Source organism: Streptococcus sp. 27098_8_66 (assembly GCF_041431945.1).
GTDB lineage: Bacteria > Bacillota > Bacilli > Lactobacillales > Streptococcaceae > Streptococcus > Streptococcus dentalis.
In genome coordinates, this window is sequence record NZ_JAPVYS010000009.1 from 1 (window position 1) to 25909 (window position 25909).

The window sequence follows — 25909 nt, forward strand, 5'->3', positions numbered from 1 at the left end:
TTTCATATAAATCATCCCTGTACAGGCTTGCTCTGAAAGTTCGACAAAGCCGAGAGACTGGTAAAAGGCTAGATTTTTTTCGCTACGTTCAGTGGCAAGGAGCCGTTGATAGACATTTGGAAAGGTCGCTAAAGCCTCTGTTAAGAGTTTCCTTCCGATACCTTGACGCTGGTGATCTGGTCTCACCAAGAGGTCCTGTACCAAAAGGACAGAGTGGCCATCTCCTACCAAGCGAATGTAGGCGACGAGCTCGTCCTCATCATAGACGGCTAACTGCCAGAGACTGGCTTTGACAGCTTGTTCCAGCATAGATGGGTTGTTGGTATAATTGGTCCAACCAACCGAGCCGTAGAGTGCGAGTAGGTCTGTCATCGCTGGAATTTCTTTTTTATAATCTAACATCTTAACTCCTTTTTAACCTATAGTGCTGGAAGAAGGCGATATCCCGGTAAGGGGACTCTTGGCAAACAGCTAGCTCCATCTCAAGCATAGACTCTCGCCAGCCTTCTTGGCCCTTGAAGCGGTTGTCCTGCAATGCATAAAAGACTCGGATCCCTTGGTAGTCCTGAACTTCGAGGGCTAGATCTTCTACTGCTCTATCTAGATCATAGGCCTGAGCCAAGCCCATGAAGTGAGTTTCCAAGTCCTGACCTGCTAAGAGATCAAGCGCCTTCTGAGGATCATTTTCAAAAACGACGGTCTGCAGAACGCGGCCAACCTCATTGTGCTTGACGATAGAGAGCAGGCCTCCTGGTTTCAAGAGACGAGTGAATTCCTTTAGAATCACCTTGCGATCCTCTACATACTCCAAGACATTGTGGCAGAGAATGACATCAAAGCTAGCATCTTCAAGACTTGCTAACTGGTCCAGACTTCCGACGAATTGCTGGTAGGGATGGTCCTGGGCCCGCAAAGCCACCATTTCCTCATTAGGTTCCACAGCAAGGACCTCATTGTCTTGTGCCAGGTGGTTGGCTACAAGGCCAAAACCACTCCCGAAATCAAGCACCCGCTTCCCCTTGATGTCCTGTAATTGAGCAAAAAGGATATCATAATAGATCTGTCCCCAGGGTTGCTGGAGGTTTTCTAAATAGGCTTGAATATTTGCGGCCATCTATCTCCTCCTATTTGAAGTTAAACATCTTGCTGGCTAGCTTGTCCGAGATGCGTGGGAAAAGGGTATAGAGCTTGTGGGTCAGGTTCAAGAGCCAAGGCAGATTGAGCTCACGTTTTGGTTTTCCAAAGCTTTTCACGATCTTCTTAGCCACAAAGTCTGGTTCCAAAATGTAGCGATCCACAGCCTTGACATAGCTTCCGTCTGGGTCTGCCTGATCAAAGAAAGTGGTCCGAATGGGGCCTGGATTGACCGTCGTCACATGGACACCAAAGGGCATGAGTTCCAAGCGCAGGGCATTGGAGAAACCAATGGCCGCAAACTTGGTGGCCGAATAAAGGCTGGATTTGGCAGTTGCGACGAGACCCGCCATGCTGACGATGTTGACGATGTGCCCCTTTCCTGCTGCCTTCATGTGCGCACCCATCAAGCGTGAAAACTGCATGAGGGCAAAGGTATTGACCTCAAACATTTCCTGCACCTGCTGGTCAGAAATGCGATCAAAGGCCTCAAAAATCCCATAGCCTGCATTGTTGACCAAGATATCAATCTGCCCGTAGCGCTGATAGAGCTCTTCTACCAAATCTTGGACGGCTGAGGAATCAGTGATATCAATCCCGATGCATTCAGCTTGAGGATGACTGGCATAGAGTTGTTCCAGTTTTTCTTGATTTCTACCTAGGAGAATCAGCCGATCTTCAGGGAGGAGCTTGACCATTTCTTGGGCCAAGCCTCCACTTGCTCCTGTTATGAGAATGGTTCGCATCTTAGATCTCCACTTCTTCCAAATCTTTGACGACATAGACATTTTCAAAAATGCTGGATGCATCCTTGCGCAATTGGCTGATGTCTTTTGATAAGAAGCGAGCACTGATGTGGTTCAAAAGAAGGCGCTTGGCTCCAGCTTCACGCGCCACTTCTGCCGCCTGCATATTGGTCGAGTGGCCGTGTTTCTTAGCAATCTTCTCATCGCCCTTGCCATAGGTAGACTCATGGACGAGGACATCCGCATTGACTCCAAGGCGGACGCTAGCATCAGTCTTTCTGGTATCTCCGAGGATCGTGATAATCTTACCAGGCCGAGGGGCTGAAATATAATCCGCTGCAATGATCTTAGTCCCATCTTCCAGGGTGACATCTTGTCCATTTTTGACCTGACCAAAGAGCGGACCAAATGGAACGCCCGCTGCCTTGAGCTTGTCCGCATCCAGTGTTCCTTCGAGGTCATTCTGCATGATCCGATAACCCACGCAAAAAATGGTGTGGTCCAAAGCTTCCGCATAAACTGTGAATTTATCAGTTTCTAAAATCTTGCCCAGAGAATGCTCATCGAATTCATGAAAATGAATGCGGTAAGGCAGGCGAGAGCCTGATACGCGAAGACTAGTCATCACAAAGGATTTGATCCCTACTGGTCCATAGATATCCAGATCCGTCTGCTCTTCATTGGCCTGAAAGGCCCGACTAGATAGGAAACCTGGCAAACCAAAAATATGGTCTCCGTGTAGGTGAGTGATAAAGATCTTGCTAACCTTTCGCGGACGAATGGCCGTTTCTAAAATTTGATTCTGTGTCGCTTCGCCACAATCAAAGAGCCAGACTTCATTGATCTCGTCCAGCAATTTGAGCGCTAGGCTCGATACATTACGGGCTTTTGAGGGTTGCCCAGCTCCCGTTCCTAAAAATTGAATGTCCATTGTCTACTTTCTATCTATATAAATCATGGCCGTCCGGTTCTCTGAACGGAAAGAAAGGTCGCCAGGGTAGGCTTGCGCTAACTCGAGGAGCTCTTCTTGGTTATATCCTGACAGTTTCAAGCGTCCATCTTCCAAGGTCATCAAGTCAGTTAGGGCTGAGAGGGCTTCTGTTTTAGTGACCCCTTCTGGTTCAGCCTCTTGCAAGCAGATCTTGCCATCTTTTTCAAAGACCAAACAATGTGGAAAGATCTCTGCAATTTCGAATAAAATAGCAGGGGTGATAGCCTCTGTTGGATGTTCAGCAAAGACACAGGCTAGCTCTTCATTTACGTAAGCCAAGCCATAAGACTTACCTGATAAATTGAGGCGGATAAAAGGCTTTCGTTCATCAAAGGTTTGCTGAACTGTGAATAAGTCAAATGCCCGGCTCAGGTCCAAGAAATAATCCATGGCCTCCTTGGGGCTCTTCTTTTGGTAGAGCTCAGCAAAATAGGCGTTGATCACACTTGGGGGAGGCGTAATCACACGGAGACGCAATTCCTCAGGGATCGTGCTTAAAAGATTGGTCAGATAGACCCGATCCAGGCTGGTATAACCTCCATATTTTATTGCTAAATCAACGTAATCCGTCATAAAATTCTTCCAACTTCCACTTATTTTTCTCTGCAATATAGCCTTGAATGACCTCGACATCCTCTTCAAATTCTCGCTGGTCAATGATCGCGACCGTCTCTAGGTCATGTGTCCGATAAGATTTTGAAAAAGGAACTCGAATGGTAAAGGGAACAAAGAGTTCTCTTAGTTTTTCTAGAAGCAAAGCCTGGAGATCTTCACGGGCTGTCTCAGAGCGTGCTGAAATCAAGCTAAAAGGTGTCTGAGTTGGTGTAAAGTCTGCTACCTTATCTGCTTTGTTGTAAAGAGTCAAACGAGGGATCTCCAGCATATCCAGGTCCTTCATGATCGAAAGCACCGTCTTTTCATGCTCTTCATGATTAGGATCAGACGCATCGATGACATGGACCAGGAGGTCCACATTCTTACTTTCTTCCAAGGTCGACTTAAAGCTCGATACCAGCTCTGTTGGTAGATCTTGGATAAAGCCAACCGTATCGGTCAGCGTCACTTGCAGATTGCCTGTTAGATGGATGCTCTTGGTTGTGGCGTCCAAGGTCGCAAAGAGTTCATCGGCTTCATACTGGCTCTTACTGGTCAGCTGATTCATAATGGTCGACTTTCCTGCATTGGTATAGCCGATCAAACCAATCTTGAAGACAGGTGATTCCAAGCGTTTTTCACGAAGGGTTTCCCGGTTCTTTTCAACTGCCTTGAGCTGGCGCTCGATATCGGTAATTTGGTTGCGAACGCTCCGGCGGTTCAACTCCAACTGACTTTCCCCTGGACCACGAGAACCAATTCCCCCAGCTTGACGGCTGAGCATGATCCCTTGACCGACAAGACGTGGCAAGAGGTATTTGAGCTGGGCCAAGTGCACCTGCAACTTCCCTTCATGACTTCTAGCCCGCATGGCAAAGATATCTAAAATCAACTGCATCCGGTCAATGACCTTGACCCCAAGGATTTCTTCTAAGTTGACATTTTGACGGGGGGTCAGGCGATTATTGACCACTACGGTCGTAATCTCATCTGCTTCGACCATTTGCGCGATTTCTTCTAGTTTTCCTGAGCCGACAAAGGTCTTGGTATCGTATTTCTCCCGCTTTTGTGTGTAGGAGCCCCGAACATCTCCACCGGCTGTTTTAGCCAGGCTCGCCAACTCCTCCATAGACATGTCAAAATTGTCCATGCCTTGAAGTTCCACACCGACCAAAAGGATGCGTTCTTGTTTTTTTTCTGTTTCAATCATGCTGTAAAAACTCCTTTACATCTGCAAGAACCTGCTCCTTGAAGTGGGGGGCAGAAATGGCGTAAAAGGTCACTTCCATTCGATTTCGAAACCAGGTCAGCTGCCGTTTGGCAAAGCGCCGCGTATTGCGCTTGAGGATCTCACTGGCTTCCTCAAGGCTCTGCTCTCCCTTAAAGTAAGGAAAGAGTTCCTTGTACCCAATGCCTTTAGCCGCCTGAGCCTCCGGATGGTTATCATAGAGCCAACGGGCTTCATCCAGCAAGCCTTCCTCTAGCATACGATCTACTCGGCGATTGATGCGCTCATAGATCAAGGACCGTTCATCATCTAGACAGATGAGATAGGGTTCATAATCGGTCTCTTCGTTTGCGAGGTCCTGCCCAAAATACGCAATTTCAAGAGCTCGCATGGACCGACGGCGATTGATCTGAGGAATCACAAGTCCTTGCTCCGCTACCCTTTGGTACAAGTCTTCGTCCGACAACAAGTCCAATTGAGCACGATAGGCCAGAATCTCTTCATGAGGAACTTCACCACCTAGATGATAACCTTCGAGCAGACTTTGGATGTAAAGGCCTGTCCCACCTGCAATGATAGGAAGCTTTCCTCGAGCTGTGATATCTTCAATGGCAGTCTTGGCTTCTCTTACAAAATCAAAAGCCGAGTAAGACTCGGTCACCTCCCGCACATCGATCAAATGATGGGGAGCTGCAGCTTGCTCTTCTGTTGTCGCCTTGGCTGTTCCAATATCTAGCTTGCGATAGACTTGTTGACTATCGCCACTGATAATTTCACCATTGAAGGCTTGAGCCAAATCGATCGCAAGAGCTGTCTTTCCAACAGCAGTCGGTCCCACAATCACAATTATCTTGGTTTTCATCGTTTTTCCTTGCAAAATTCACGTTTTTTCGTTACCATATATTATAACATAAATATTTAAAGTTCAGAAAAGGAGAAATTCTCATGGCTAAAGGATTTGGTAAAGGTTTTGTTACTGGTGTTGCTGGTACAGTTGCTGCTGTCGCAGGTGCAGTTTACACATTCAAGAAAAAAGTAATCGAACCAGAAGAACAAAAAGCAGCTTTCATCGAAGAAAACCGCAAAAAAGCAGCACGTCGCCGTGTCTCACACTAATCATTCAAAAAGCTCCGGGCAACCGGAGCTTTTTTTGCTGAAGCAAAAGTCCATTTTGGAAAATTTTCTTTTACTGGTAGGATTTGACACGATATGCTAACACAAGTAATGCTAAAAAAATTAGAATGATATATATTATGTTTGATTCAAACATATACTGAAACTTTCCGCCGTGAGAAAAGTGCTAGAAACACTTTTGTTTCTAGCACTCGGGAGTTTTGAAACTTTAGGTTCAAAACTAAGTCATGGAACTTCTTCGAAGTTCGCTGACGTCCGTACTCACCTAAGGAAAGTTTCTATGATGACGTTAGTCTTCAATCTAAAAGCTCCGGTTTCCCGGAGCTTTTAGATTGAAATTTCACCGTTCTTTGATCATCTTCGTTGCGATCTCCAAGAGTTCCACTCCCATCTGAAAATGCTCGTCTAACAAATCATAGACAGCATCTTCGGACAAGACACCACAAGGAAGATCTGCTGGAAAGTCAGCTTGATTGGATAGGTCCAAGTCATCAAAATAGGTCTGACTACTATAATAATCGCGCAGTTGGATATAGCTTTCTTGATGCTCTTTTAGCTGTTCCACTGCTTTTTTGGTTTCTTCCAAAGTCTTGGCATAGTCATTCAAATAACCTTCCATTCTTTGGATCCGTTCGATGTTTTCCTGTGCAATTGCCATGATTTACTCCACTTTCACCACTTCTAGATGGGGGCCACCTAGAAGCACGAGGTATTTTTCTACTTGCTCTTGTCCATAAGAACGACGAAGAGCTTCTGCATAGAGATCGAGCTGATCCCGGTAGCGTTCGACCAATTGACTAGGGACCTTGTAGTGATCCGTCTTGTAATCAAAAAGCAGGATCCGGTCTTCTAGCACCACGTAACCATCCAAGATCCCCCGCACGACGAAGTCCTCACCACTGGCTGGATCTTTCTTCAGCATGGCAAAGGGAGCTTCGCGGCGGACTCGAGAGGCCTCTTTTTGAAGCAAGACCCCCAAAGGCGTCTCATAGAAAGCAAGGATGGCCTCTAGCTTGATACGGGCTTTGACCGCTGGCTCTGCTTGAACTTGCTCCAAGGCTTGACGCAGTGTATCTAGCGTGATTTCTTCTTCAAGAGGCACGCGCTGCATGAGTTCATGGACAGCACTACCGACCTGGGCTCCTGTCACGGCTTTTTCTTGACCAAAAGTTGGCAGCTCAAACTCAGGCGTCACAGTCTTTGCATCCATAATCTGGACGCCATTGGCATCCATGACCGGCTCGTAGAATTTCTTGATCTGACTTGGAGTACGAACACTTGGTAAATGAATGGCCGGAGCATAGAGCTGATTGAGCCGATCAACATTTTCTAAGATATCCAAGGCCCGACGAATATCCTCTGACTGACGGATATCCTTGAGCTGATCCAGGCGGGAATCCTTCTCCTTCTCTAGCGGTTCCAGCTGGTCTGGTGTCAGGTCTTCATCTGTCACAAAACGCGTGTCATAGGCTAGGGTATTCTTGGTAAATACATCTTGAATAGCAAAGAGCCAGTCCTGATAAGAGGTCCATTCTTTTCGTTTTTCCGGATCCAATTTTCCATTGCGACTGGTCCCCCAATCAGTATCGCGCAGTTTGTCCTCACGGCCTTTTCCGACTAGATAGAGCTTGAGCTCAGCCCGTGTCATCGCAACATATAGAAGACGCATCTGCTCAGAAATTGTAGCCAATTTTGTTTCTTCCACATTGCGTTGGTAGCAAGGCGTTTCGATCTGCAGGCGAATGGTTTCTGGAGCAGCAGGATTCTCTGTCTCAACCGGCAGGTTCGCAACATATTTAAAGCCAATCCCTTTTTGACGACTGAGAATAATTGGTCCCGATTGATCCTTACGGTTAAAGGCCTTGTCCATATTGAGGATAAAGACATACTTGAATTCCAGCCCCTTACTCTTATGGACGGTCATGAGCTGGACGGCATCTTTTGGTGCTGCAAGAGGGACGCTGGCCAAATCGTGTTCATTTTCGATCACCTTGTCGATCATGGCAATGAAGCGCGACAAGCCCTTAAAGCTGGCTTTTTCATAATCATTGGCCCGAAGCGTCAAAGCGTAGAGATTGGCCTGGCGCTGGGCCCCATTTGGAAGGGCGCCGACATAGTCATAGTAATAGCGATCCTCATAAATTTTCCAAAGCAAATCATAGAGCGAAGAAGTCTTAGCAGCAGCGCGCCAAATAGATAAAACCTTGAGGAAGTTCTCGATTTTAACTGAGAGCTTGGCATCAATCAGATTTGCATGCTCTGCAGTCTTTTCAAGGGCTAACTGGACCTTGTGGTAGAAGGGCAGTTGCTTTTGCTCTGGAAGTGTCTGCAAGGAAATCCGTGCCAATTCATCTTCATCAAAGTCAAACATGGGGGATTTCATAAGGGCGACTAAGGGATAATCATGCAAGGGATTGTTAATGGTCCGCAAGGTATCCAACATGACCATCACTTCCAGTGACTCAAGATAATGCGCTTGTCCGCTGTCTGCCACAATCGGAATATGGTATTGGTCAAAAGCTTCCAGAATAGCATCATTTCGCGTTCGAGTCGCCGTCAAGAGCGTGATCTCTTTAAAGGGCACTTTTTCCACCCGATGGAGACGTAAAATTTCTTTGATGACCAGGAGAATTTCTCCCTTGGAAATCGTCTCGACTCCAAGGGGAGCTTCTTCGTCTTCGGCTTTTTCTTCCTGATCTTGGGAGCCATCATAGAGCAAAAATTCTGCCCGATGTTGTGGCAAGGCCATCCTCTGCTTGTCACTACCTGCGACTAGATAGTGGGTTTGATTGTAGTCAATCTCTCCTACCTCTTCGTCCATCAAATGGCGAAAGACATCATTGGTCGCGTCCAATACCTCCACATGACTCCGGAAATTTTCCTTGAGCAGGATCAACCGCCCTTTCGCCCCTTCTTCTTGGTAGGCTTTAAATTTATCATTGAAAATCTGTGGATCTGCCTGACGGAAGCGATAAATCGATTGCTTGATATCCCCCACCATGAAGCGATTGTGGCTATTTGACAGCAAGTCCAACATCCGCTCTTGGGTGTGGTTGGTATCCTGATACTCATCGACCATGACCTCATGATAACGCTCTTGATAGGCTTGTCTCACCTCTGGGAATTGCTCTAAAATTTGAATGGCAAAATGACTGATATCCCCAAATTCATAAGCTTTTTCTTGGATTTTTCGCTCCAAGTAAGTGCGAGCAAAGTCTCTAATAAAGTCCCGCAGCACGGAGAGCATGGGGCCTTCTTCTTGGTGGAAGGTTTGTTGAAATTCCAGCTGATAGAGCTGATTTTCCAAGTCTCTGAGGCGATTGATATGTATGGTTTTATCCTGGTTATAAGCCGTAACTAAGTCTTTCAGTTCTTCTTTTCGGGCCCTGTTGGTCAAGGCTCCCCCATTTGAAGCCCTGCTAATCGCCACGACCGCCTTTAGGACAGAAGTCAGTTGCTCTTTATTGGTGCGACCTGTCAGGCTTCCAATCTGATCGAGCACCTCTTCTACTGCTTCCAAATATTTGGCCTTACCAAATGCTTGGCCCTCATTGGACAAATGAAAGGCAAAAAAGCTTTCTGCCTCATAAAGGGCCTGCTGGATGTTCTCCATCAGATCGCCTTCAACCTGGTCAAAATCAGTCTCCTCATAGCCTTTTAGGAAATGCTCTTCCAGCCATTTCTCCGGATCACTGGTCGACTGAAGAAAATCATAGATCTGGTAGACCTGTTCTTTAAACAAGGTCAAATTTTTGCGCTGGCCGGTGAAATTCTTGACCATCTGCACAAAGGCTTCTTGGTTTTCCCCCTGGTAATAGCGGTCAAAAACAGCTTGAAAAACTTCACTTTGTAAGAGGCGTTGCTCACTGGCGTTTTGTAAAATGCGAAACTGAGGCGCCAACCCAAGCAAATAGCCATAGCGCGTTAGGACCTTTTGGGTAAAAGAGTCCATGGTTCCAATATCGCTGGTGGCGACATCTGCGATTTGACGGGCCAGGTGTTGCTTGAGCTCTGGGTCATCGCTCGCTTGCAGGGCTTTCCCAAGTTCACTTTCCAAACGCTCCTTGAGTTCCCCTGCTGCCTTGACCGTAAAGGTCGAGATAAAGAGCTCCTTAATCGAGATGCCACGCTGGATCTGATCCAGTATCCGCTGCACCATGACAAAGGTCTTTCCTGATCCAGCAGAGGCTGACACCAGGATATTGGTCCCCGAACTATAGATGGCATCAATCTGTTCTGGTGTCCGCTTTTGCTCTTTGGTAGAAGCTGCCTCTTGGGCCTGAAGGGCCTTGATTTCTTCTCTTGTCAAAAATGCTTGTTTGATCATTTGTTCAAGACCTCCTTCATCTTCTCGATCCAAGCGGCTTTCACCTTTTCACCGCGTATTCCTTTTTGGTCTAGTTTGGTCAAGAACCGTGCCTGACCTAGGTGACGATCTGCTTCAAATCCTGTGATGGATTTAAACTGCTCCACGAATGGTGCGATATTGCGCCCATTTTCACTATAGGGATTGATGGCAAATTGCCCCTTGAGAATCCCTTCTGCTGCTGTTTTATAAAGATAAGCGTTGTACAAGAGGAGCAAGTCCAGTTCTTCCTTACTCAGCATCATAGCCTTGTTTTTATCATAGGCCTCGTCCAGATAAGGCGCCTGATCTTCCATAAAGAGCCCCTTGTACTGTTGACTTTTCATGGTTTGATTGATGGCATCCTCTACTGTCTTGGTCTTTTTCAGATCCACTACAGGATCTCCCATTTCCAAATACATGGCTCCGAATATCCCTTGCTCTTCTTGGTACTCCTTCAAATCCTGAATCGCAGAAAGATAGGTCGGCAATTGAGAATTTAGTCCATTAAAGAACTTGTCATAGTGGAACTGCGTCAGACTGGACTTGTAGTCCACGACTCCGAGGGCTCCCCGATCCCTCAATTGATCAATACGGTCCACCTTGCCTCGTAGCTGCAGGAGACGGCCATCGGACAATGGATAAGAGGTGTGGGTGCTTCCACCAAAGAGGGTCTCCTCACCGATGGTCTCGATGCCATTTTGCTGGGCGAGGACACGCCCCGTTGTTTTCGCGGTATCAAGAAGCAAGTTGCGAATAAACTCGGTCTCTCCACTTTCTCCATACAATTGCTGGAACTCTGCTTCTTGGCTGGTTTCTCGAATCGCCTCGTTTAAACGCCGATCAAAGGCTTGATCGGAGCTGTCTTTTAAAACTCTTTCAAAGATCCGGTGCAAGAAATTCCCATGACTGCGAGCATCTGGCCGGATGGTTTCATCCTCTTGTAAGCCCAAGACATAGCGCAGATAAAAAGCATACTGGTGCTTGTAGTATTCATTCAAGGCAGAAGCGGATAAGGTCAAGGCTTTGCCCTCTGGATAGAGTGCTTGAAGCGTATCCGACTGAAGCTGACGGCTCTTTAATTCCGTTGAAATTTGAGGAATCTGGATGCCTTCAGCGGCTAATTTCTTGCGCAAGACCCGTACGGCCACACCCCAAAAGCTGGCTTCTTCAGCAGACAGCTCACTCGTGATCTCCTCTTGATGGAGTTCGATCACGCGCGCTAAGAGGGCTCGGTAGGTCCCGATGTCATCACTCGAAGCTTGCGCTTGTTTGGTCGTCCACTCGATGGCAATAGGCTCCTTGGCCAATTCTAGAAGGTAAGGAGAGACACTATCTTCCGTTTCATTGACCAAGCTAGGGGCCGATAGGACCAGTTGTTCGGTCGCTGCATTGAGTAGCGAAACCGCCACAAAGCGATTTTTCTTAAGATTTTCGCTGGTCACCACCTGGAGCTCTGCTCCTTCTTGGGTGGCCTCATTGAGCTGTTGTCGTTCTTCTTCACTGAGAAGCGAGGTGTTCTGCGCGATCTTTGGAAAACGTTCCTGGGTCAGCCCGATCGCGTAGACATAAGGGGCTGTCAAGGGTTCAATCAAGTCATAGGACTGAACGGTCACTACATCGACTGTAGCAGGAACTGTCCGGTATTGTGACAATTGCATGCCGGATAAGACAAGAGCTGAAAAGTCATCCACTGTCAGTTCTTGGTCCTCAAAAACCAGACTCAATTCTTCTAAGACGTGGAGGAAGGTCTTCCAGACCTGGTCATAGCGCTCCTGCTCTTCCAAAGCTAGATCCTTGATCAAAGCTTGTAGATTCTGAGAAAGCTGAGCCTCTTGCAGAAACTCTGTAAAGGCCGTTAAGAGACGGTTCACCTTTTGTTTGCGCTGTGAAAAGAAAGGAGCTAAAGGTTCTACGACGCGTTCCCGGAGGGCATTGAGCTCCTCTAGATTGAACTTGCCCTGACGATTGCTAGTAAAAGGCTTGTGAAATTTTGTAGCACCCTTTACTTCCGCAAAGCGAAGGTATTGCTCAAAAGCATCGACTTCTGCTTGCGTCAGATCACTATACAGACCCGTTTTTAACAGATTGATGACGTCTTCTGTCTGGTAATTGAACTGCTTGATCCGCCCTAGCGATTCAATGACCTGAATCAAGGGATGGTGGACCATGGCCTCACTTCGTCCCAAGTAAAAGGGAATCTGATACTGGTCAAAAATGGTCTTGAGTTGCAGTTGATAAGCTTCCACATCGCCTAACAAGACCCGAATATCCCGATAGCGGGCCCCATCATGAAGACGCTGACGGATGGATTTGGCAACAAATTCCAACTCTTCTTTTTGCGTATTGGTTTGCCAGAGTTGGACAGCGGTTCGATCTTGGTCCTCCAGCTCATTTTCCACTTGTGAAAAATCGTAGCGCGCTTCTAACATACGCGTCATGCGACTAAAGGAATCTTCGATCGCTTGCCCACAATACTGAGGCTGAACTTGGAAAGTCTTTGCCAGCTGGAGGAGAAAGTCAACACTGGCTTGGTAAAGATTTCCCTCTCTAAAGCTTGCCCGGTAGGCTTTTTCACTGGCATAGACTCCGATGACAATCTCCACTCCTTTTCGGTGAAGGAGACCAATCAAAGCCTCTTCTTCTGCAGAAAAACGCGTGAAGCCATCGACGACGATCGCCACATCCTGTAATTGCTCTTCCAGCTGCCCTTCTTCGACCTGATTGAGGAAAAAGGCCATCTTGGACTGGGATTCATACTGATGCTTGACCAGCATCTCAGAGACCGCTTCAAAAATCGCCAAGAGGTCCTCTCTTTTTTCAGCTTCCTCGAGCAACTCCAAATCGGTAAAATCCATCTGGGCTGTCTGCAATTCATGATAGAGCTGGACCAGTTGATGGATAAACTGAGGATCCTTGCGCAGGGCCCCGTAAACTTTAAGATCCTGCTCCTTCATCTGGGACAGAGCTTTAAAAAATAGCATGCCGAGACCGATATCATCCAAGGGTTGCTCCTCAAAGACCTGGTTCAGGATGAAATAACGGGCCATTTGGGCAAAGCGCGTGACGGTAATGGCAAAAGAAGCCTGACCTTCTAAATAGGACAAAACCTTGGCTTCTTTTTCAAAGGAAAGAGAGTTGGGCGCAATGTAAAACACACGCTTGCCCTGTTCTACTAACCCTACGGCTTCTTGTGTCAGGACCTGGGTCAAGGGGGTCCGAACATCCGTATAGAGTAATTTCATCCGATCCGTTCTCCTTTTGGCATTTTCTTGAGAGCTTGTTATCTTCTTATTATATCATTTTCACAGGAGGGACTAAAGCAAGAAGTCATGCTCCTCTTGGCCCCATTTTAGGAGATTTGTGCTACAATAAAAGTTGAAGAGACAGAAAGGATACCACCTATGACCAGCATTTATGATTTTTCTTTAGAAAACCAGAATGGGGAGGAGATCCCCCTTTCTCACTACCAAGGTAAGGTCCTCATCGTGGTCAATACAGCAACAGGCTGTGGCTTGACCCCGCAATACCAAGGACTGCAAGATCTCTACCTGCGCTACCAGGAAAAGGGGCTGGAAATCCTAGACATTCCCTGTAACCAATTCATGGGGCAGGCACCAGGAACTGCAGAAGAAATCAATAGCTTCTGCAGCCTCAACTACCAGACCACCTTCCCACGATTCGCCAAAGCCAAGGTCAATGGTAAAGAAGCCCTTCCTCTCTATGACTGGCTCAAAAGTCAAGCAGCTGGACCACTGGGCAAACGCATCGAATGGAACTTCTCAAAATTTGTCATCGACCGACAAGGCCAAGTTGCCCAACGCTTCTCCTCCAAAACAGAGCCAGCTGCCATGGAAGACTTGATCCAAGACTTACTTGAGAAATAAGCAAAAAGCCTGAAAGTGTAGTCAGGATTTTTGATGAATGACTATTTATTTTCGAGACTTTCCGCTGTGAGAAAAGTTATAGAAACAATCATGTTTCTATAACTAGGGAGTTTTGGAACCTTGGGTCCAAAACTAAGTCATGGAACTTCCTGGATTGCTGAAATCATCCACTGGATAATTTCACCTAACGTCCGTACTCACCTAAGGAAAGTTTCTAAGAAGTCATTATCCATAAGCCAAAAAAGCCTGAGCTAATGCTCAAGCTTTTTTTCTTTAATCAATTTCAAGTCCACCGGTGTACAAGCGGTAATAGGTGCCACGTTCTACCATCAAGGAAGCATGGTTGCCTCGCTCGATGATACGTCCGTGGTCCATCACCATGATCACATCGGAATTGACAATTGTCGATAGACGGTGGGCAATGACAAAGACTGTCCGGCCTTCCATCAAGCGGTCCATCCCTTCTTGCACCATCTTCTCTGTCCGTGAGTCAATAGAAGACGTCGCTTCGTCCAGAATCAAAACAGGCGCATTGGCTAGGGCTGCACGGGCAATGGCGATCAATTGTCGTTGACCATTAGATAGGCCAGCCCCATCATCTGTCAAGACTGTCTCATAGCCTTGATCCAAGTGCTTGACAAAGGAATCCACATTGGCAATCCGAGCCGCTTCAAGGATTTCTTCCCGTGTTGCATCAGCACGTCCGTATGCGATGTTTTCCGCAATCGTACCAGTAAATAAGTGGGTATCTTGAAGAACGATTCCGAGGGAACGACGCAGAGAATCTTTCTCAATCAATTTAATATCGATCCCATCATAAGTGATCATTCCTGACTGGATGTCATAGAAGCGGTTGATCAAGTTGGTGATAGTTGTCTTTCCTGCACCAGTCGCTCCGACAAAGGCCACTTTTTGCCCCTTATCCGCGTACAAGTTGATGCCATGAAGGATTTGTTTCTTCCCATCATAAGAGAAATCAACATCATCAAAGACCACATTTCCGACCATCTTCACAAGCTGGTAATCTCCATTTGGACGTGGGTGTTTCCAAGCCCATTTGTTGGTTTTCTGATCAGTTTCGACCATTTCTCCATCGACCAGTTCATAATTGACCAGCGTCACTTTTCCTTGGTCGACTTCTTCTTCTTCGTCCAAAAGATCAAAGACACGATCTCCACCAGCCAAGGCCATGAGGACAAAGTTCAATTGTTGAGAAACCTGGGCAATGGGACCTGTGAAGGAACGGTTCAATTGCAAGAAGGCCATGAGACCACCAATGGTTAAACCACCGACGCCGTTTAGCGCAAAGAGTCCCCCGATCAAGGCTGTTAGAACAAAGGAAACATTTCCCAAGTTCCCAAGAATTGGCATGAGGACATTGGCATAGCGGTTGGCTTGGTAAGAGGATTCAAAGAGTTGGTCATTGATCCGATCAAAATCTTCAATGCTTTCTCTTTCATGCACAAAGGCCTTGACCACTTTTTGACCAGACATCATTTCTTCAATAAAGCCGTTTTCAATCCCCAAGTTCTTTTGTTGGGCCCCAAAGTAACGACCTGACTTGCTAGAGACATTCTTGATAACCATCGTCATGATCAAGACCATGACGAGGACAATCAAGAACAGCAGCGGACTAACAGTCAGCATGGTAATCGTTACCCCAAGGATGGTAATCGCTGAGGATAAGAGTTGAGGAATAGATTGTTCAATCGCTTGGCGAAGGGCATCAATATCATTGGTATAGATAGACATGATGTCCCCGTGTTGGTGGCTATCAAAGTAACGAACTGGCAGTTTTTGCATACGGGCAAACAACTGATTTCGCAGACTTCTAAGCGAGTCTTGAGAAACCGTCGCCATAATCAAGGTAAAGCCATAGTTAGCAAGTACCCCGATCAAACAGATCAAACCAACCCGTGTCAAGAAGGACAAGAGCGGTCCAAAATCATGGCTGTTGGACGAAAGCATGGGCTCCACATAGACGTCGACCAAGGACTGAATCGAAGCTGTCACATTGACCGTCGCAAGAGACGATAGAACGATCAAAATAGAGGAGATAATCAAGGACAACTTGTAGTTTTTCCAAAGGAAGTCGAGCAGGCGAAGGATTGAGCCTAGATTTGCTTTTTTCTTAGTTTTCATCTGCTTCTCCTTTCCCTTGTGTTTGCATTTCATATACTTCTTGGTAGATGGCATTGGTCGCAAGCAATTCCTCGTGACGACCGATGGCATCAATCTGACCATCATTCATCACGATGATACGATCTGCATCTTGAATAGAGGAAATCCGTTGACCAATGATGATTTTGGTAGTCTCTTTCAAGCTGGTGGCCAACCCTTGACGGATCAAACTATCTGTCTTGGTATCGACCGCTGAAGTCGAATCATCCAAGATCAAGATCTTCGGATTCATAAGAAGGGCACGCGCAATACAGAGACGTTGGCGCTGTCCACCGGAGACGTTGGATCCCCCACGCTCAATCATGGTGTCATAACCCTCTTTGAAATCTTGAATAAATTCATCGGCTTGTGCGATCTTACATGCTTCGATGATCTCTTCATCTGTCGCATCTTTATTTCCCCAGCGCATATTCTCTTTAATCGTACCAGAGAAGAGGACATTTGTTTGAAGAACCATCGCCACTTGCTTACGAAGGGAATCAAGGTCGTATTCTTTCACATCGTGGCCCGCTACGGTCACCCGACCAGACTCAACATCATAGAGACGAGGAATCAACTGTACTAGGCTCGATTTCCCTGATCCTGTTCCTCCCAAGATGCCAATGACTTCCCCTGAACGAATGGAAAGATTAATGCCTTGCAAGACATGGGTCTTGTCGCCATTTTCATCGGTATAGGCAAATGAAACATTCTCAAAGTTGATCGATCCATCTGCAACTTCTTTGACCCCATTTTCTGGAGAGACAATGGTCGCTTTGGTCGTCAAGACTTCATTGATCCGCTCGACAGAGGCCATGGAAATCGACAACATGACAAAGATCATCATAAACATCATGAGCGACATGAGAATGGTCATGGTGTAGCTAAACATAGAGGTCAAATTCCCAGTAGACAGTTGGCCACCAACGATCAGATGTGCCCCAATCCAAGAGATCAAAAGGAAGGAAGCATACATGGAAAGCATCATAGCTGGGCTACTCAAGACAACGACACGGATAGCCTTCATAAACATGTTATAAATCAAACGCGAAGCTTTTTGGAATTTAACCGTTTCATCCGCTTCCTTAACGTAAGACTTCACTACCCGCATATTAGTGATGTTTTCTTGAATGCTGTTGTTGAGATTGTCATAAGCTTCAAATACTTCTGTGAAGAGCGGATACACAATCTTCATGATAATGCTTAAGACAGCTGCCAAAAAGATGGTCACATAGACAAAGATCATGGCCATTTCCGCATTGATCATGAAACAAGCCACGATGGCAAAGATCAAATTGAGCGGTGCCCGTACACAGATCCGGATCACCATTTGATAGGCATTTTGCACATTGGTCACGTCCGTCATCATCCGAGTGACTAACCCACCTGATGAGAACTGATCAATATTCTCAAATGAGAAGGTTTGAACCTTTTTGAAAATGGCCCGACGAAGGTTTTTGGCAAAACCAGCTGAAGCATAGGCGCCATAACGGGCAGACTGCATCCCACAAAAGAGGGAGAGAAAGGCACAGACCAGCATGAGCCCACCGTAAAACAAAATATTGTTCATGTTTCTTTGTTGAACACCTTGGTCCAAAAGACTCGCCATGACAAAGGGAATCGAAATCTCAAACATGACTTCAAAGACCATGAACAAGGAAGCCAAAATCGAGGGCTTCTTGAATTCTTTGATCTCGGAAATTAAGGATCGAATCATTATTACCTCCATAGTTTTTCATACTTTTTTCTGCGGTAGAAGCAAAGCTTTTTTCCACTGAAAAATTGGTCAAAACACACAAAATTCCCTGAGGGAAAGACCCTAGGGATTACGCGTTTTTTATAGTCTTCATTGTAACCTAAATTGCAAAAAAATGCAAGATTTTTAGACAGCATCCGTTTTTCTGTTGATCTAGTACGAAAGAGGCTGGGACAAAAGTCCTAGCCTCTCAATTGTTTTTGGATTGTCGAGCAAGACGCAGTGGCTGAGTGGGCTCTACTACGCTGATTTCATCAGCTTTTACAGCCCTACTCAACTGTGCGGAGGTGGGACGACGAAATCGAATTCTAACGAATTACCAATTTCTGTCCCACTCTCTTTTCTATTTATTCAGCTAAGAGCACTTCTTTGATGGTTTGTTTTTGGAGTTTTCTGTTGGATAGATAAAAGAGGCTTTCATAAACCACCGCAAAACCGAGCAAAGTCCAAAAGCACACATTCCAGTCAAAGTTGTGCTCAATCTTTTCAGGTACCGTATCTTTGATCACACCAATCAAGATTTCCATGATGCCGTATTGATAAGCCGTCCCAAGGGCAAATCCTAGATAAGCCCAGAAACGATAAGGAGCGAGAATATGACTTTGGCATTCACGATCGGTGTAGCCAAAAGCCTTCATAAGAGCCAAGGTTTCGCGACTTTCTGAAACGACAATTCCCAATGACAAAAAGAGGATTGAGAAAGAAAGGATCAAACCAATCATAATCATCATCGTTTGGATGATGTCATCTGTGTAGTCCCTTAGGCCAAAAGACAATTGAACCATGGACGCGAAACACATAGAGCCAAAGACCACAAAAAACAGGATCGATTTTCTCCCCCAAATCAGCGACGAAGACAGCTCTTTTAGGAAGGATTTCTCTTTCTTAGAAGCCCTTTTTCTCCTTTTGACCTTGATTGGACTTGGGGATTTTTTCAATAAGCGAAGGGCCGGCGTTTGTAGTTGTCTTCTAGCATAGCCAATCGCAAGGACCATAAAGAAAGTCGTTGGCAGCATCACCAAAGCGACCAAGAGCTGCCAATGAAAATGAATGGTAATGTCTGGCAGAATCCCCTTCTCATTGCGAAAGTCATAAAAATGACCCATCATAAGAAAAGAAGCGAAATAGCCAAGAAGTGCTCCAACTCCAAAACTGAGTCCAAAAGCCCAAAATCGTTTCGCCAACTGGCTATTGCTATAGCCTAAAGCCTTTAAAATCCCTAATTGTTCCTTGTGGTCATCAACAAATTGTTTGATATAAAAACACATGAGAAGGATCGACGTCAAGGACAAGACGACCCCACTGACCATGGCCACCATCCAAGATAGCGAAACCTGGGCATCATAGTAGGTCTGAATCATCGGATTGGATTTAGAAATCTCCAACTGCTCGATATCCAGGTAAAAATTCAAGAAGAGATTGGCCACAAAGACCGCACAAGCCCCAATGATACTGACGACAACTAATTTTCGAATATCTTTTACTGAAAACATGTCTTACCATCCAATCTCATAAGCAGTCTGAGGCTGATCGTTGGTCACAACTTGGGTAATCTTGCCACTATTGACACGAATGATGGTTCTGGCCATATCCGCAATATTTTGGTTGTGCGTCACCATAATGAGGGTAAAGCCTAGCTTTTCCTTTAACTTCCAGATATAGTCGAGAATCTTGCGCCCTGTTTCTTCATCTAGGGCCCCCGTCGGCTCATCTAAGAAGAGAATCTCTGGCTTTTTGGCCAAGGCACGAGCAATGGAGACTCTCTGCTGTTCCCCACCCGACAATTCACTTGGATACTTGTCCAGCTTATCGCCAAGACCCAAATCCTCGATGATCTGCAAAAAATCATGATTGTTTGCCAGATCAGCTCCCATCTTTACATTCTGTCTAACCGTGAGATTCGGTAATAAATAATACTGCTGAAAAATAAAGGCGATCTTCTCACGTCTAAAGGCTGTCAATTGAGCATCCGTGAGTTGAGACAAATCCTGTCCTTGAATGAGAATATGCCCCTCATCTACCTTTTCTAATCCGGATAACACGTTTAAGAGGGTTGACTTTCCTGATCCAGAAGGTCCCAGGATAACCACATCATCCTGGTCTTGAATCTGCAAATCAATCCCCTTTAAAACATTGGTTTGTCCGTAGCTTTTGTGCACATTTTCTAGTTGAATCATTTCTTTTCTACCATTTCTTTGATGAGAGATTGACAAACCTCTGTCAGTAATCCAATAACTTCTTCCATGCCGAACTGGTAAATACCAGAAGCAACCATAGAGGCCATCCCGTGTGAGTAGATAAATAGATGCTGGTACAAGCGACTAGCTTCCTCTACAGTCAAAGGATAGTCTGCAACAATCGAATCCAGAACCAATTGGTAACTATGATCCTTCATGGGAAGAAAATCTTGAAAGCGACGAATCGGATCTTTGCTTGGATTTTGGAAAAGCAATTGAAAGAGTTGTGGCTCTTTTGAGGCGAAAAGGATATAAGCAACCCCGACAGATCGAAAAGGTTTCTCATCGTCTAAGGCCTTGCGAATATACTCCACCACCACCATCTCCGCAGCACCAATAACCTCTGCTTGTAACTCAGACATATTAGCAAATTGCCCAAAAATGACTCTCGGTGTGGCTCCTAGTTTCTCCGCTAATGCTCGAGCCGTCAAACTAGCCATTCCCTCTTCTCTCACCAATTGTAAAGCTGTCCCAATCATAGCCTCTTTACTAAATTTAACCTTGGGTGGCATAAGACTCCTTTCGCGCAACATCCGTTGCGCAACACTTGTTGCATAAAGAATACCATAAAAAAGAAAGACTTGTCAAGAAAAATCTGAAAACTACGAAACAAAAAACCAGACCACCGATAAGAGTGGAATCTGGTTTGATAACAAGATTCTAAGGCAAATCATTTCCCGCCGCCAGGTAGATTTGGTACCATTCCTTGCGAGTCAAAGTAACTGTTGCTGCTTTCCCTGCTTCAAGGACATGCTGGGGCTTGGTCGTTCCGATGACGGCCTGCATCTTACCAGGATAGCGGAGAACCCAAGCAAGGGCAATGGCTGTCGGAGTGACCTGGTATTTTTTCGCCAAGTCATTGAGGACATGATTGAGGGCCGCAAACTCTTCCTTGCCGACAAAATTCCCCTTGAAATAGCCATGCTGGAGGACAGACCAAGCTTGAATCACCGTATCAGTTAAGCGACAATACTCAAAGACACTACCATCACGAACGGCTGCTTTTGGCCCTTCCATATTGACATGAAAACCAGCTTCAAAGCTCGGTGTAAAGGCGGCACTCAACTGCAACTGGTTGACCTTGAGAGGTTGTTTGACAGCCGTCTTAAGCAATTCCATCATCATGGGATTTTGATTGGACACCCCAAAATGACGAACCTTGCCCGCTTGCTCCAAGTGATCAAAAGCTTCCGCCACCTCTTCAGGCTCCATGAGGGCATCCGGTCGATGAAGGAGAAGACTATCTAAGCGCTCGATCTGCAGACGCTCGAGAATGCCATCGACAGAGCCCAAAATATAGTCCTTGGAAAAATCAAAATAGGTAAACCCGTCTTTGCGAATCCCGCACTTGGACTGGATCCACATCTGGTCCCGAAGATCCGGACGACGCTTGAGAACCTTACCCAGCAGGACCTCACACTGGCCATCGCCATAAATATCTGCTAGATCAAAGGTGTTGATCCCAATCGACAAGGCTGCCTCCACCAAGGCATCCACCTCTTCTTCACTCATCTGACTGATCCGCATCATCCCAAGGACAATCGTGGACAGACGCTCATTTTCAGCAAACTCAATATAGTTCATGTCCGCCTCCTTTTCTGTAATTCTATTGTAGTGAAAAGGCTTGCAAAAGTCAATTTGCAATCGAAAAGCCCCAGCAATAACTGAGGCTTGTTTGATTAGCGATAGCTAAGAGCACGTTTGATGGTCTTCCATGGTCCGAGGTCATCGGTCTGAAGGATCAGGCTCGCATAGATACGGGCAATGAGAACTGTTCCCACGATGGTAAAGAGAACCGCAATTCCTAAAGAACCCCAAGATTCAAGACCAGTCGCATAGCCATTAATGGTACGGAAAGGCATGAAGAAGGTTGAGAAGAAAGGAATGTAGGAACCGATCTTCAATAAGAAGACGTCACCGGCACTTCCCAAGGTGGTTACCCCAAGGAAGCTAAAGATAACTAACATCATCAGTGGCGAAATCGCTTTTCCTGAATCTTCTGGTCGTGCAACTGTGGAACCTAAGAAGGCAGAGAGCACCACATACATAAAGATCCCAAGGATAATGAAGAAGACCGTATTGAGCGAGATCGACTCTGCTAGGTGCTGGGTAATTGGAGAGTTTGGAGCAAGAATATCCTTGACAACTGGGATATCTGCTCTAAAGATCCAAACGGCTACAAGCCCAACGACATAGACAAAAATATGGGTAAAAATCACTCCGAAGAGTCCGAGCATGCGTGCGAAGAAATAGTCGGTTGCTTTGATACTAGAGAAGACCACTTCCATGATCTTGGTTCCTTTTTCACTGGCCACTTCCTGGGCTGTGATACTAGAGTAGAAGATCAAAATCATATAAAGCAACATTCCCAGACCACCTGCAACCATGGTTTGCACCATTTTCAAGCCTTCTTTTTTCTCATCAATTTTTTCTTTCAGAGAAACCTGTTGAGACAAGGCTGTTAGTTGCTCTTTGCTTAGATTAGCACGCGCTAGATTGATTCCTTGTTGGACTTGGCTTAATTTCGCAGCGACAAGCGATTTCAAATCTGTTTTCATGGCTTGGTCGCCCACATAAGTGGCTTCTAGCTGGCCATCTTTTTCATCGACCGTTAGGTAAGCAGCTGCTTTCTCATCCTTGATGGCTTTTTTAGCTGCAGCTTCATCCTTGTAGTCCAAGGTCAAGCCATCAGTTCCTTTGAGACTTTCTTTGACAGCTGGAACTTCTGTCACCAAGGCCACCTGGTTTTTGGCATCTGTAGAAGAACCTGTCAGATAACCGATTCCAATGCTCAATCCTAAAAAGAGGAAGGGACCGAAGACCATGAAGAGGAAACTCCATGATTTCACTTGTCTGATATAGGTTTCTTTCATTACGACAAACATCTGTTTCATACTTCTACTCCTGATTCAAGTTTAAAGATCTCATCAATAGTTGGGGCTTGGTGGTCAAAGGTTGCTAGGTAGTGGCCCTTGGTCAAGCGGTCAAATAATTCTGGACCAGCTGATGCATCATCCAAGATCAGCTTCCAAGTCCCTTGCTTGGTCATGCTGACCTTGGTCACGTGTGGCAGAGCTTCTAACTCTTCTTTGCTAAAGTCGTTTGAGACAAAGAGGCGAGTCTTGCCATAGCTATTCCGGACCTCTTGGACAGGCCCTGAAAGGACAACCGAACCATCACGTATCATTAGGATATCATCACACAACTCTTCGACATTGGTCATGACGTGGTCAGAAAAGATAATGGTTGCCCCACGCCCTTTTTCTTCAAAGATGACCTGCTTGAGCACTTCTGTATTGACCGGATCCAATCCGCTAAAGGGTTCATCTAAAATGATCAATTTAGGCTCATGGATTAAGGTGATGATCAGTTGCACCTTCTGTTGGTTCCCTTTTGAGAGACTCTTGATTTTATCGGTCAATTTCCCTTTTACTTGGAGTTTTTCCATCCAGGTTGGTAATTTTTCCTTGACCTCGGCGGTGCTCATTCCTTTTAAGGCAGCCAAATAGCGGACCTGCTCAAAAATCGTAAGTTTTGGCATAAGACTGCGCTCTTCAGGCAAATAGCCAATTTCCTTGTAAGTCTCTTGTGTAATGGGTTTGCCACCTAGGCGAATCTCGCCGCTGTAGTCCAAAAAGCGCAGGATGCTGTGGAAAATAGTTGTTTTCCCGGCACCATTTTTCCCAACTAAGCCAAGGATATGCCCTTGTTGAGCTGTCAGATCTACTCCGAAGAGAACCTGCTTATTCCCAAAGCTTTTTTCTAAATTTCTAATTTCTAACATGGATGACTCCTTTACTCTTTATAATAACGTTTGGTAATCTTGTATTGTGAGACCAAGATATAGAGATAAATCAGTGATACCACTACTAATGCTAACAAGATATCTGTATGGAAAGCAATGCCAACTAAGAATATCGCAATTAAGGAAATCGGTAAGATATAATTGCTTAACTTAATGATAATTTCATAGTTTTCCTCGTAGCTAATCTGCTTTTCTGCTTCATCCATCATACTCATCATAAATTCACGCACTTCCTTGGCATTGGCATTGCGGGGAATCGGTTTTCCATAAATCAGATGGAAGGTCTTGCGAAAGAAGATATCCGATAGGAAAAATAGGGCAATCAAGACAAGAAAGAGATAGAGCATGGTAAAGTCTCCAAAGATAAAAGCCATGTCCCCAGCGCCAGGTCTATCTAAGTCGACCAATTGACTATAAAAAATGACGAATAAAAAGTAGGGCAAGATCATGATGCCTTTAAAAATGGTCGCTAAGCCATATAGTTTTTTCTTTTGAATGTCATAGTGATAGGCTTCATCATCGTCTTCTATTTGGAGCATCTTTTGATGGACTTTTCTCGCGCACATCAGTAAGGTTATCGTGAGTATAAATGCGACTAAGAATAAAACTGCTGAGCCCAAAAGGAGTACTTCTTTACTAAAGAAGGATTGGATTTCTAGGGGCTTTTCGTATCCAAACATTTCTGTCAAAAATCCGATAACTCCTCCGATCAAGCCGGAAACTGTAATGATACCTACATTTCTCCAAAAACGGTAACGAGGGGTTCGTTCTTGTTGTTGCTTTTTCATTGTTATTCCTCTTCCTCCACTAGACTAAAGACATTTTCCACAGGTTCCTTGAAAATCTGGGCGATGGTGATGGCAATGATAACCGAAGGGGTGTATTCACCCCGCTCCAAGAGACTGATAGACTGGCGCGAGACTCCAGCTAGCTTGGCTAGCTCAGATTGGTTGAGACTATCACGCGCCCTCAGCTCTTTCAGTCGATTTTTTAAGATCATGGCTTTCGCCCCCTTATAGTTGAATATCTTGAATATCTTCGATACGGACTAATTTGGTTTCTTTTTGTTGTTTATTGGTCTCACGACTCAATTTGACCCAATCTTCATCAATATCCAAAATTTCATACTCGGCTCCAAAACCATCTACAGTAACAGTGGCCGTTTGGCCTTTTAATTCTTCTAAAAGTCTAGACATTTCTTGATTTCCTTTCACTTGTTTTTCTAATCTTTTAATACGTTTGTTCAACTTTTTTATCTTCTTTTCTGAGCTTGCATAAATGATAACCAGAAAAGGGATAAATAGAATCCATATAGCTCCCATAAGAATACCTCCCCTTCTTTCAACTAAAATTATTGTAACACTTCTTTTTCTTTTTGACAAGTATATTTTTCAAAAAAATAAAAATATTTGTCAAAAATAGAAGGATGGTTGACATGGATATTTTGAGGTAAGAAATAAAAGGCCCGCATTTGCGCACCTTTTAAAGATTCTTTTCTCCCTGCTATGAATCTGAAAAGACTTCCATAGTAAGAAATATAACTTTGGTCGCTACAAGATAATCTTACACGTGTTTAATATCGATGAAGTCTAAACTAGTAGGACTAGGCTAGCTCTGATCATTTTCATCATCCTTGTTCCCTGCATCTTCCACAAGCCACAGCAAAGTAATGATCAACTCATCAGCTTAAAAAACTTATCTACCACTCATATCTAGGAGGTTACCATGTCAACTATTCTTATTACCGTCCTTATTTTTTTAGCTGGACAAGGTCTTCGCTCCTACCTCAAGGTAAAAGGTTCTTGTGGCGATTGTAAGTGTTCCTGCCCCATCAAAGACGAAATGCACCAATCGCATCGCCACCAGTAAAGAATTGGTGTGTACCAGAAATC

At 45.3% G+C, this 25909-nt stretch carries 24 protein-coding genes; 3 read left to right on the top strand and 21 right to left on the bottom strand.

Annotation, left to right across the window (positions count from 1 at the left end):
• From O3642_RS07165 to miaA, 7 genes are all read right to left on the bottom strand, one after another.
• The coding region (locus O3642_RS07165; RefSeq protein WP_371605678.1) for a GNAT family N-acetyltransferase at window positions 1–402 on the bottom strand (402 nt) is incomplete at its 3' end.
• Between the two features lies 1 nt (window position 403).
• Window positions 404–1114, bottom strand: a complete 711-nt coding sequence (locus O3642_RS07170; protein WP_371605679.1) for a methyltransferase domain-containing protein — start codon at window positions 1112–1114, stop codon at window positions 404–406.
• Between the two features lie 10 nt (window positions 1115–1124).
• Complete coding sequence (locus O3642_RS07175; RefSeq protein WP_320910569.1) at window positions 1125–1880, bottom strand: SDR family oxidoreductase; 756 nt, start codon at window positions 1878–1880, stop codon at window positions 1125–1127.
• Window position 1881: 1 nt separating this feature from the next.
• Window positions 1882–2811 (bottom strand): ribonuclease Z, encoded by a 930-nt coding sequence (gene rnz, locus O3642_RS07180; protein WP_371605680.1) that lies wholly within the window; start codon window positions 2809–2811, stop codon window positions 1882–1884.
• Between the two features lie 3 nt (window positions 2812–2814).
• On the bottom strand, window positions 2815–3444 hold the full coding sequence (locus O3642_RS07185; protein ID WP_371605681.1) for a cystathionine beta-lyase: 630 nt from the start codon (window positions 3442–3444) through the stop codon (window positions 2815–2817).
• Window positions 3428–4675 (bottom strand): GTPase HflX, encoded by a 1248-nt coding sequence (gene hflX / locus O3642_RS07190; RefSeq protein WP_031576943.1) that lies wholly within the window; start codon window positions 4673–4675, stop codon window positions 3428–3430. Before hflX ends, O3642_RS07185 begins: the two co-directional genes overlap by 17 nt.
• A complete protein-coding gene (miaA, locus tag O3642_RS07195) occupies window positions 4668–5555 on the bottom strand; it encodes a tRNA (adenosine(37)-N6)-dimethylallyltransferase MiaA (RefSeq protein ID WP_371605682.1) in 888 nt (295 codons plus the stop codon). The genes hflX and miaA overlap by 8 nt, the downstream gene beginning before the upstream one ends.
• An 83-nt stretch (window positions 5556–5638) precedes the next feature.
• Here miaA and O3642_RS07200 point away from each other — a divergent pair, with 83 nt between their 5' ends.
• Window positions 5639–5809 (top strand): DUF3042 family protein, encoded by a 171-nt coding sequence (locus tag O3642_RS07200; protein ID WP_003002781.1) that lies wholly within the window; start codon window positions 5639–5641, stop codon window positions 5807–5809.
• Between the two features lie 358 nt (window positions 5810–6167).
• Here the strand turns inward: O3642_RS07200 and O3642_RS07205 are convergent, their stop codons facing one another.
• From O3642_RS07205 to rexB, 3 genes are read right to left on the bottom strand one after another with little or no spacing between them, the layout of a single operon-like run.
• Window positions 6168–6485, bottom strand: a complete 318-nt coding sequence (locus O3642_RS07205; protein WP_003011216.1) for a DUF4298 domain-containing protein — start codon at window positions 6483–6485, stop codon at window positions 6168–6170.
• A 3-nt stretch (window positions 6486–6488) separates the two neighbouring features.
• On the bottom strand, window positions 6489–10154 hold the full coding sequence (gene addA, locus O3642_RS07210; protein WP_371605715.1) for a helicase-exonuclease AddAB subunit AddA: 3666 nt from the start codon (window positions 10152–10154) through the stop codon (window positions 6489–6491).
• Window positions 10151–13417 (bottom strand): ATP-dependent nuclease subunit B, encoded by a 3267-nt coding sequence (gene rexB, locus O3642_RS07215; protein ID WP_371605683.1) that lies wholly within the window; start codon window positions 13415–13417, stop codon window positions 10151–10153. The genes addA and rexB overlap by 4 nt, the downstream gene beginning before the upstream one ends.
• 159 nt (window positions 13418–13576) lie before the next feature.
• Here rexB and O3642_RS07220 point away from each other — a divergent pair, with 159 nt between their 5' ends.
• Entirely contained in the window at window positions 13577–14059 is a 483-nt protein-coding gene (locus tag O3642_RS07220; protein ID WP_045760200.1) for a glutathione peroxidase, read from the top strand.
• A 273-nt stretch (window positions 14060–14332) separates the two neighbouring features.
• On the opposite strand, the gene O3642_RS07225 is transcribed toward O3642_RS07220, so the two are convergent.
• From O3642_RS07225 to O3642_RS07275, 11 genes are all read right to left on the bottom strand, one after another.
• Window positions 14333–16201, bottom strand: coding sequence for an ABC transporter ATP-binding protein (locus O3642_RS07225; protein ID WP_371605684.1), 1869 nt, complete (start codon window positions 16199–16201; stop codon window positions 14333–14335).
• Window positions 16191–17936 carry an ABC transporter ATP-binding protein gene (locus O3642_RS07230; protein WP_371605685.1) on the bottom strand — a complete coding sequence of 582 codons (1746 nt, stop codon included), beginning with the start codon at window positions 17934–17936 and terminating at the stop codon, window positions 16191–16193. Before O3642_RS07230 ends, O3642_RS07225 begins: the two co-directional genes overlap by 11 nt.
• 386 nt (window positions 17937–18322) lie before the next feature.
• Window positions 18323–19468 (bottom strand): FtsX-like permease family protein, encoded by a 1146-nt coding sequence (locus tag O3642_RS07235; protein WP_070846042.1) that lies wholly within the window; start codon window positions 19466–19468, stop codon window positions 18323–18325.
• Between the two features lie 3 nt (window positions 19469–19471).
• Window positions 19472–20152 (bottom strand): ABC transporter ATP-binding protein, encoded by a 681-nt coding sequence (locus O3642_RS07240; RefSeq protein WP_371605686.1) that lies wholly within the window; start codon window positions 20150–20152, stop codon window positions 19472–19474.
• Window positions 20149–20724: a TetR/AcrR family transcriptional regulator gene (locus O3642_RS07245; protein ID WP_371605687.1), complete on the bottom strand. Its 576-nt coding sequence runs from the start codon at window positions 20722–20724 to the stop codon at window positions 20149–20151. Before O3642_RS07245 ends, O3642_RS07240 begins: the two co-directional genes overlap by 4 nt.
• Before the next feature lie 148 nt (window positions 20725–20872).
• The gene (locus tag O3642_RS07250) at window positions 20873–21796 is read right to left on the bottom strand and encodes an aldo/keto reductase family oxidoreductase (protein ID WP_371605688.1); all 924 of its coding nucleotides are present in this window, start codon (window positions 21794–21796) and stop codon (window positions 20873–20875) included.
• A gap of 95 nt (window positions 21797–21891) precedes the next feature.
• The gene (locus O3642_RS07255; protein WP_371605689.1) at window positions 21892–23106 is read right to left on the bottom strand and encodes an ABC transporter permease; all 1215 of its coding nucleotides are present in this window, start codon (window positions 23104–23106) and stop codon (window positions 21892–21894) included.
• Complete coding sequence (locus O3642_RS07260; protein ID WP_371605690.1) at window positions 23103–23996, bottom strand: ABC transporter ATP-binding protein; 894 nt, start codon at window positions 23994–23996, stop codon at window positions 23103–23105. The genes O3642_RS07255 and O3642_RS07260 overlap by 4 nt, the downstream gene beginning before the upstream one ends.
• An 11-nt stretch (window positions 23997–24007) precedes the next feature.
• Window positions 24008–24805 (bottom strand): DUF3169 family protein, encoded by a 798-nt coding sequence (locus tag O3642_RS07265; protein ID WP_049491060.1) that lies wholly within the window; start codon window positions 24803–24805, stop codon window positions 24008–24010.
• Between the two features lie 2 nt (window positions 24806–24807).
• Window positions 24808–25017 (bottom strand): helix-turn-helix transcriptional regulator, encoded by a 210-nt coding sequence (locus O3642_RS07270; RefSeq protein ID WP_049522589.1) that lies wholly within the window; start codon window positions 25015–25017, stop codon window positions 24808–24810.
• Between the two features lie 13 nt (window positions 25018–25030).
• Entirely contained in the window at window positions 25031–25339 is a 309-nt protein-coding gene (locus O3642_RS07275) for a hypothetical protein (protein WP_371605716.1), read from the bottom strand.
• Window positions 25340–25742: 403 nt separating this feature from the next.
• On the opposite strand from O3642_RS07275, the gene O3642_RS07280 reads away from it, so the two are divergent.
• A complete protein-coding gene (locus tag O3642_RS07280) occupies window positions 25743–25886 on the top strand; it encodes a FeoB-associated Cys-rich membrane protein (RefSeq protein WP_155126213.1) in 144 nt (47 codons plus the stop codon).
• The last annotated feature ends 23 nt before the right edge of the window (window positions 25887–25909 follow it).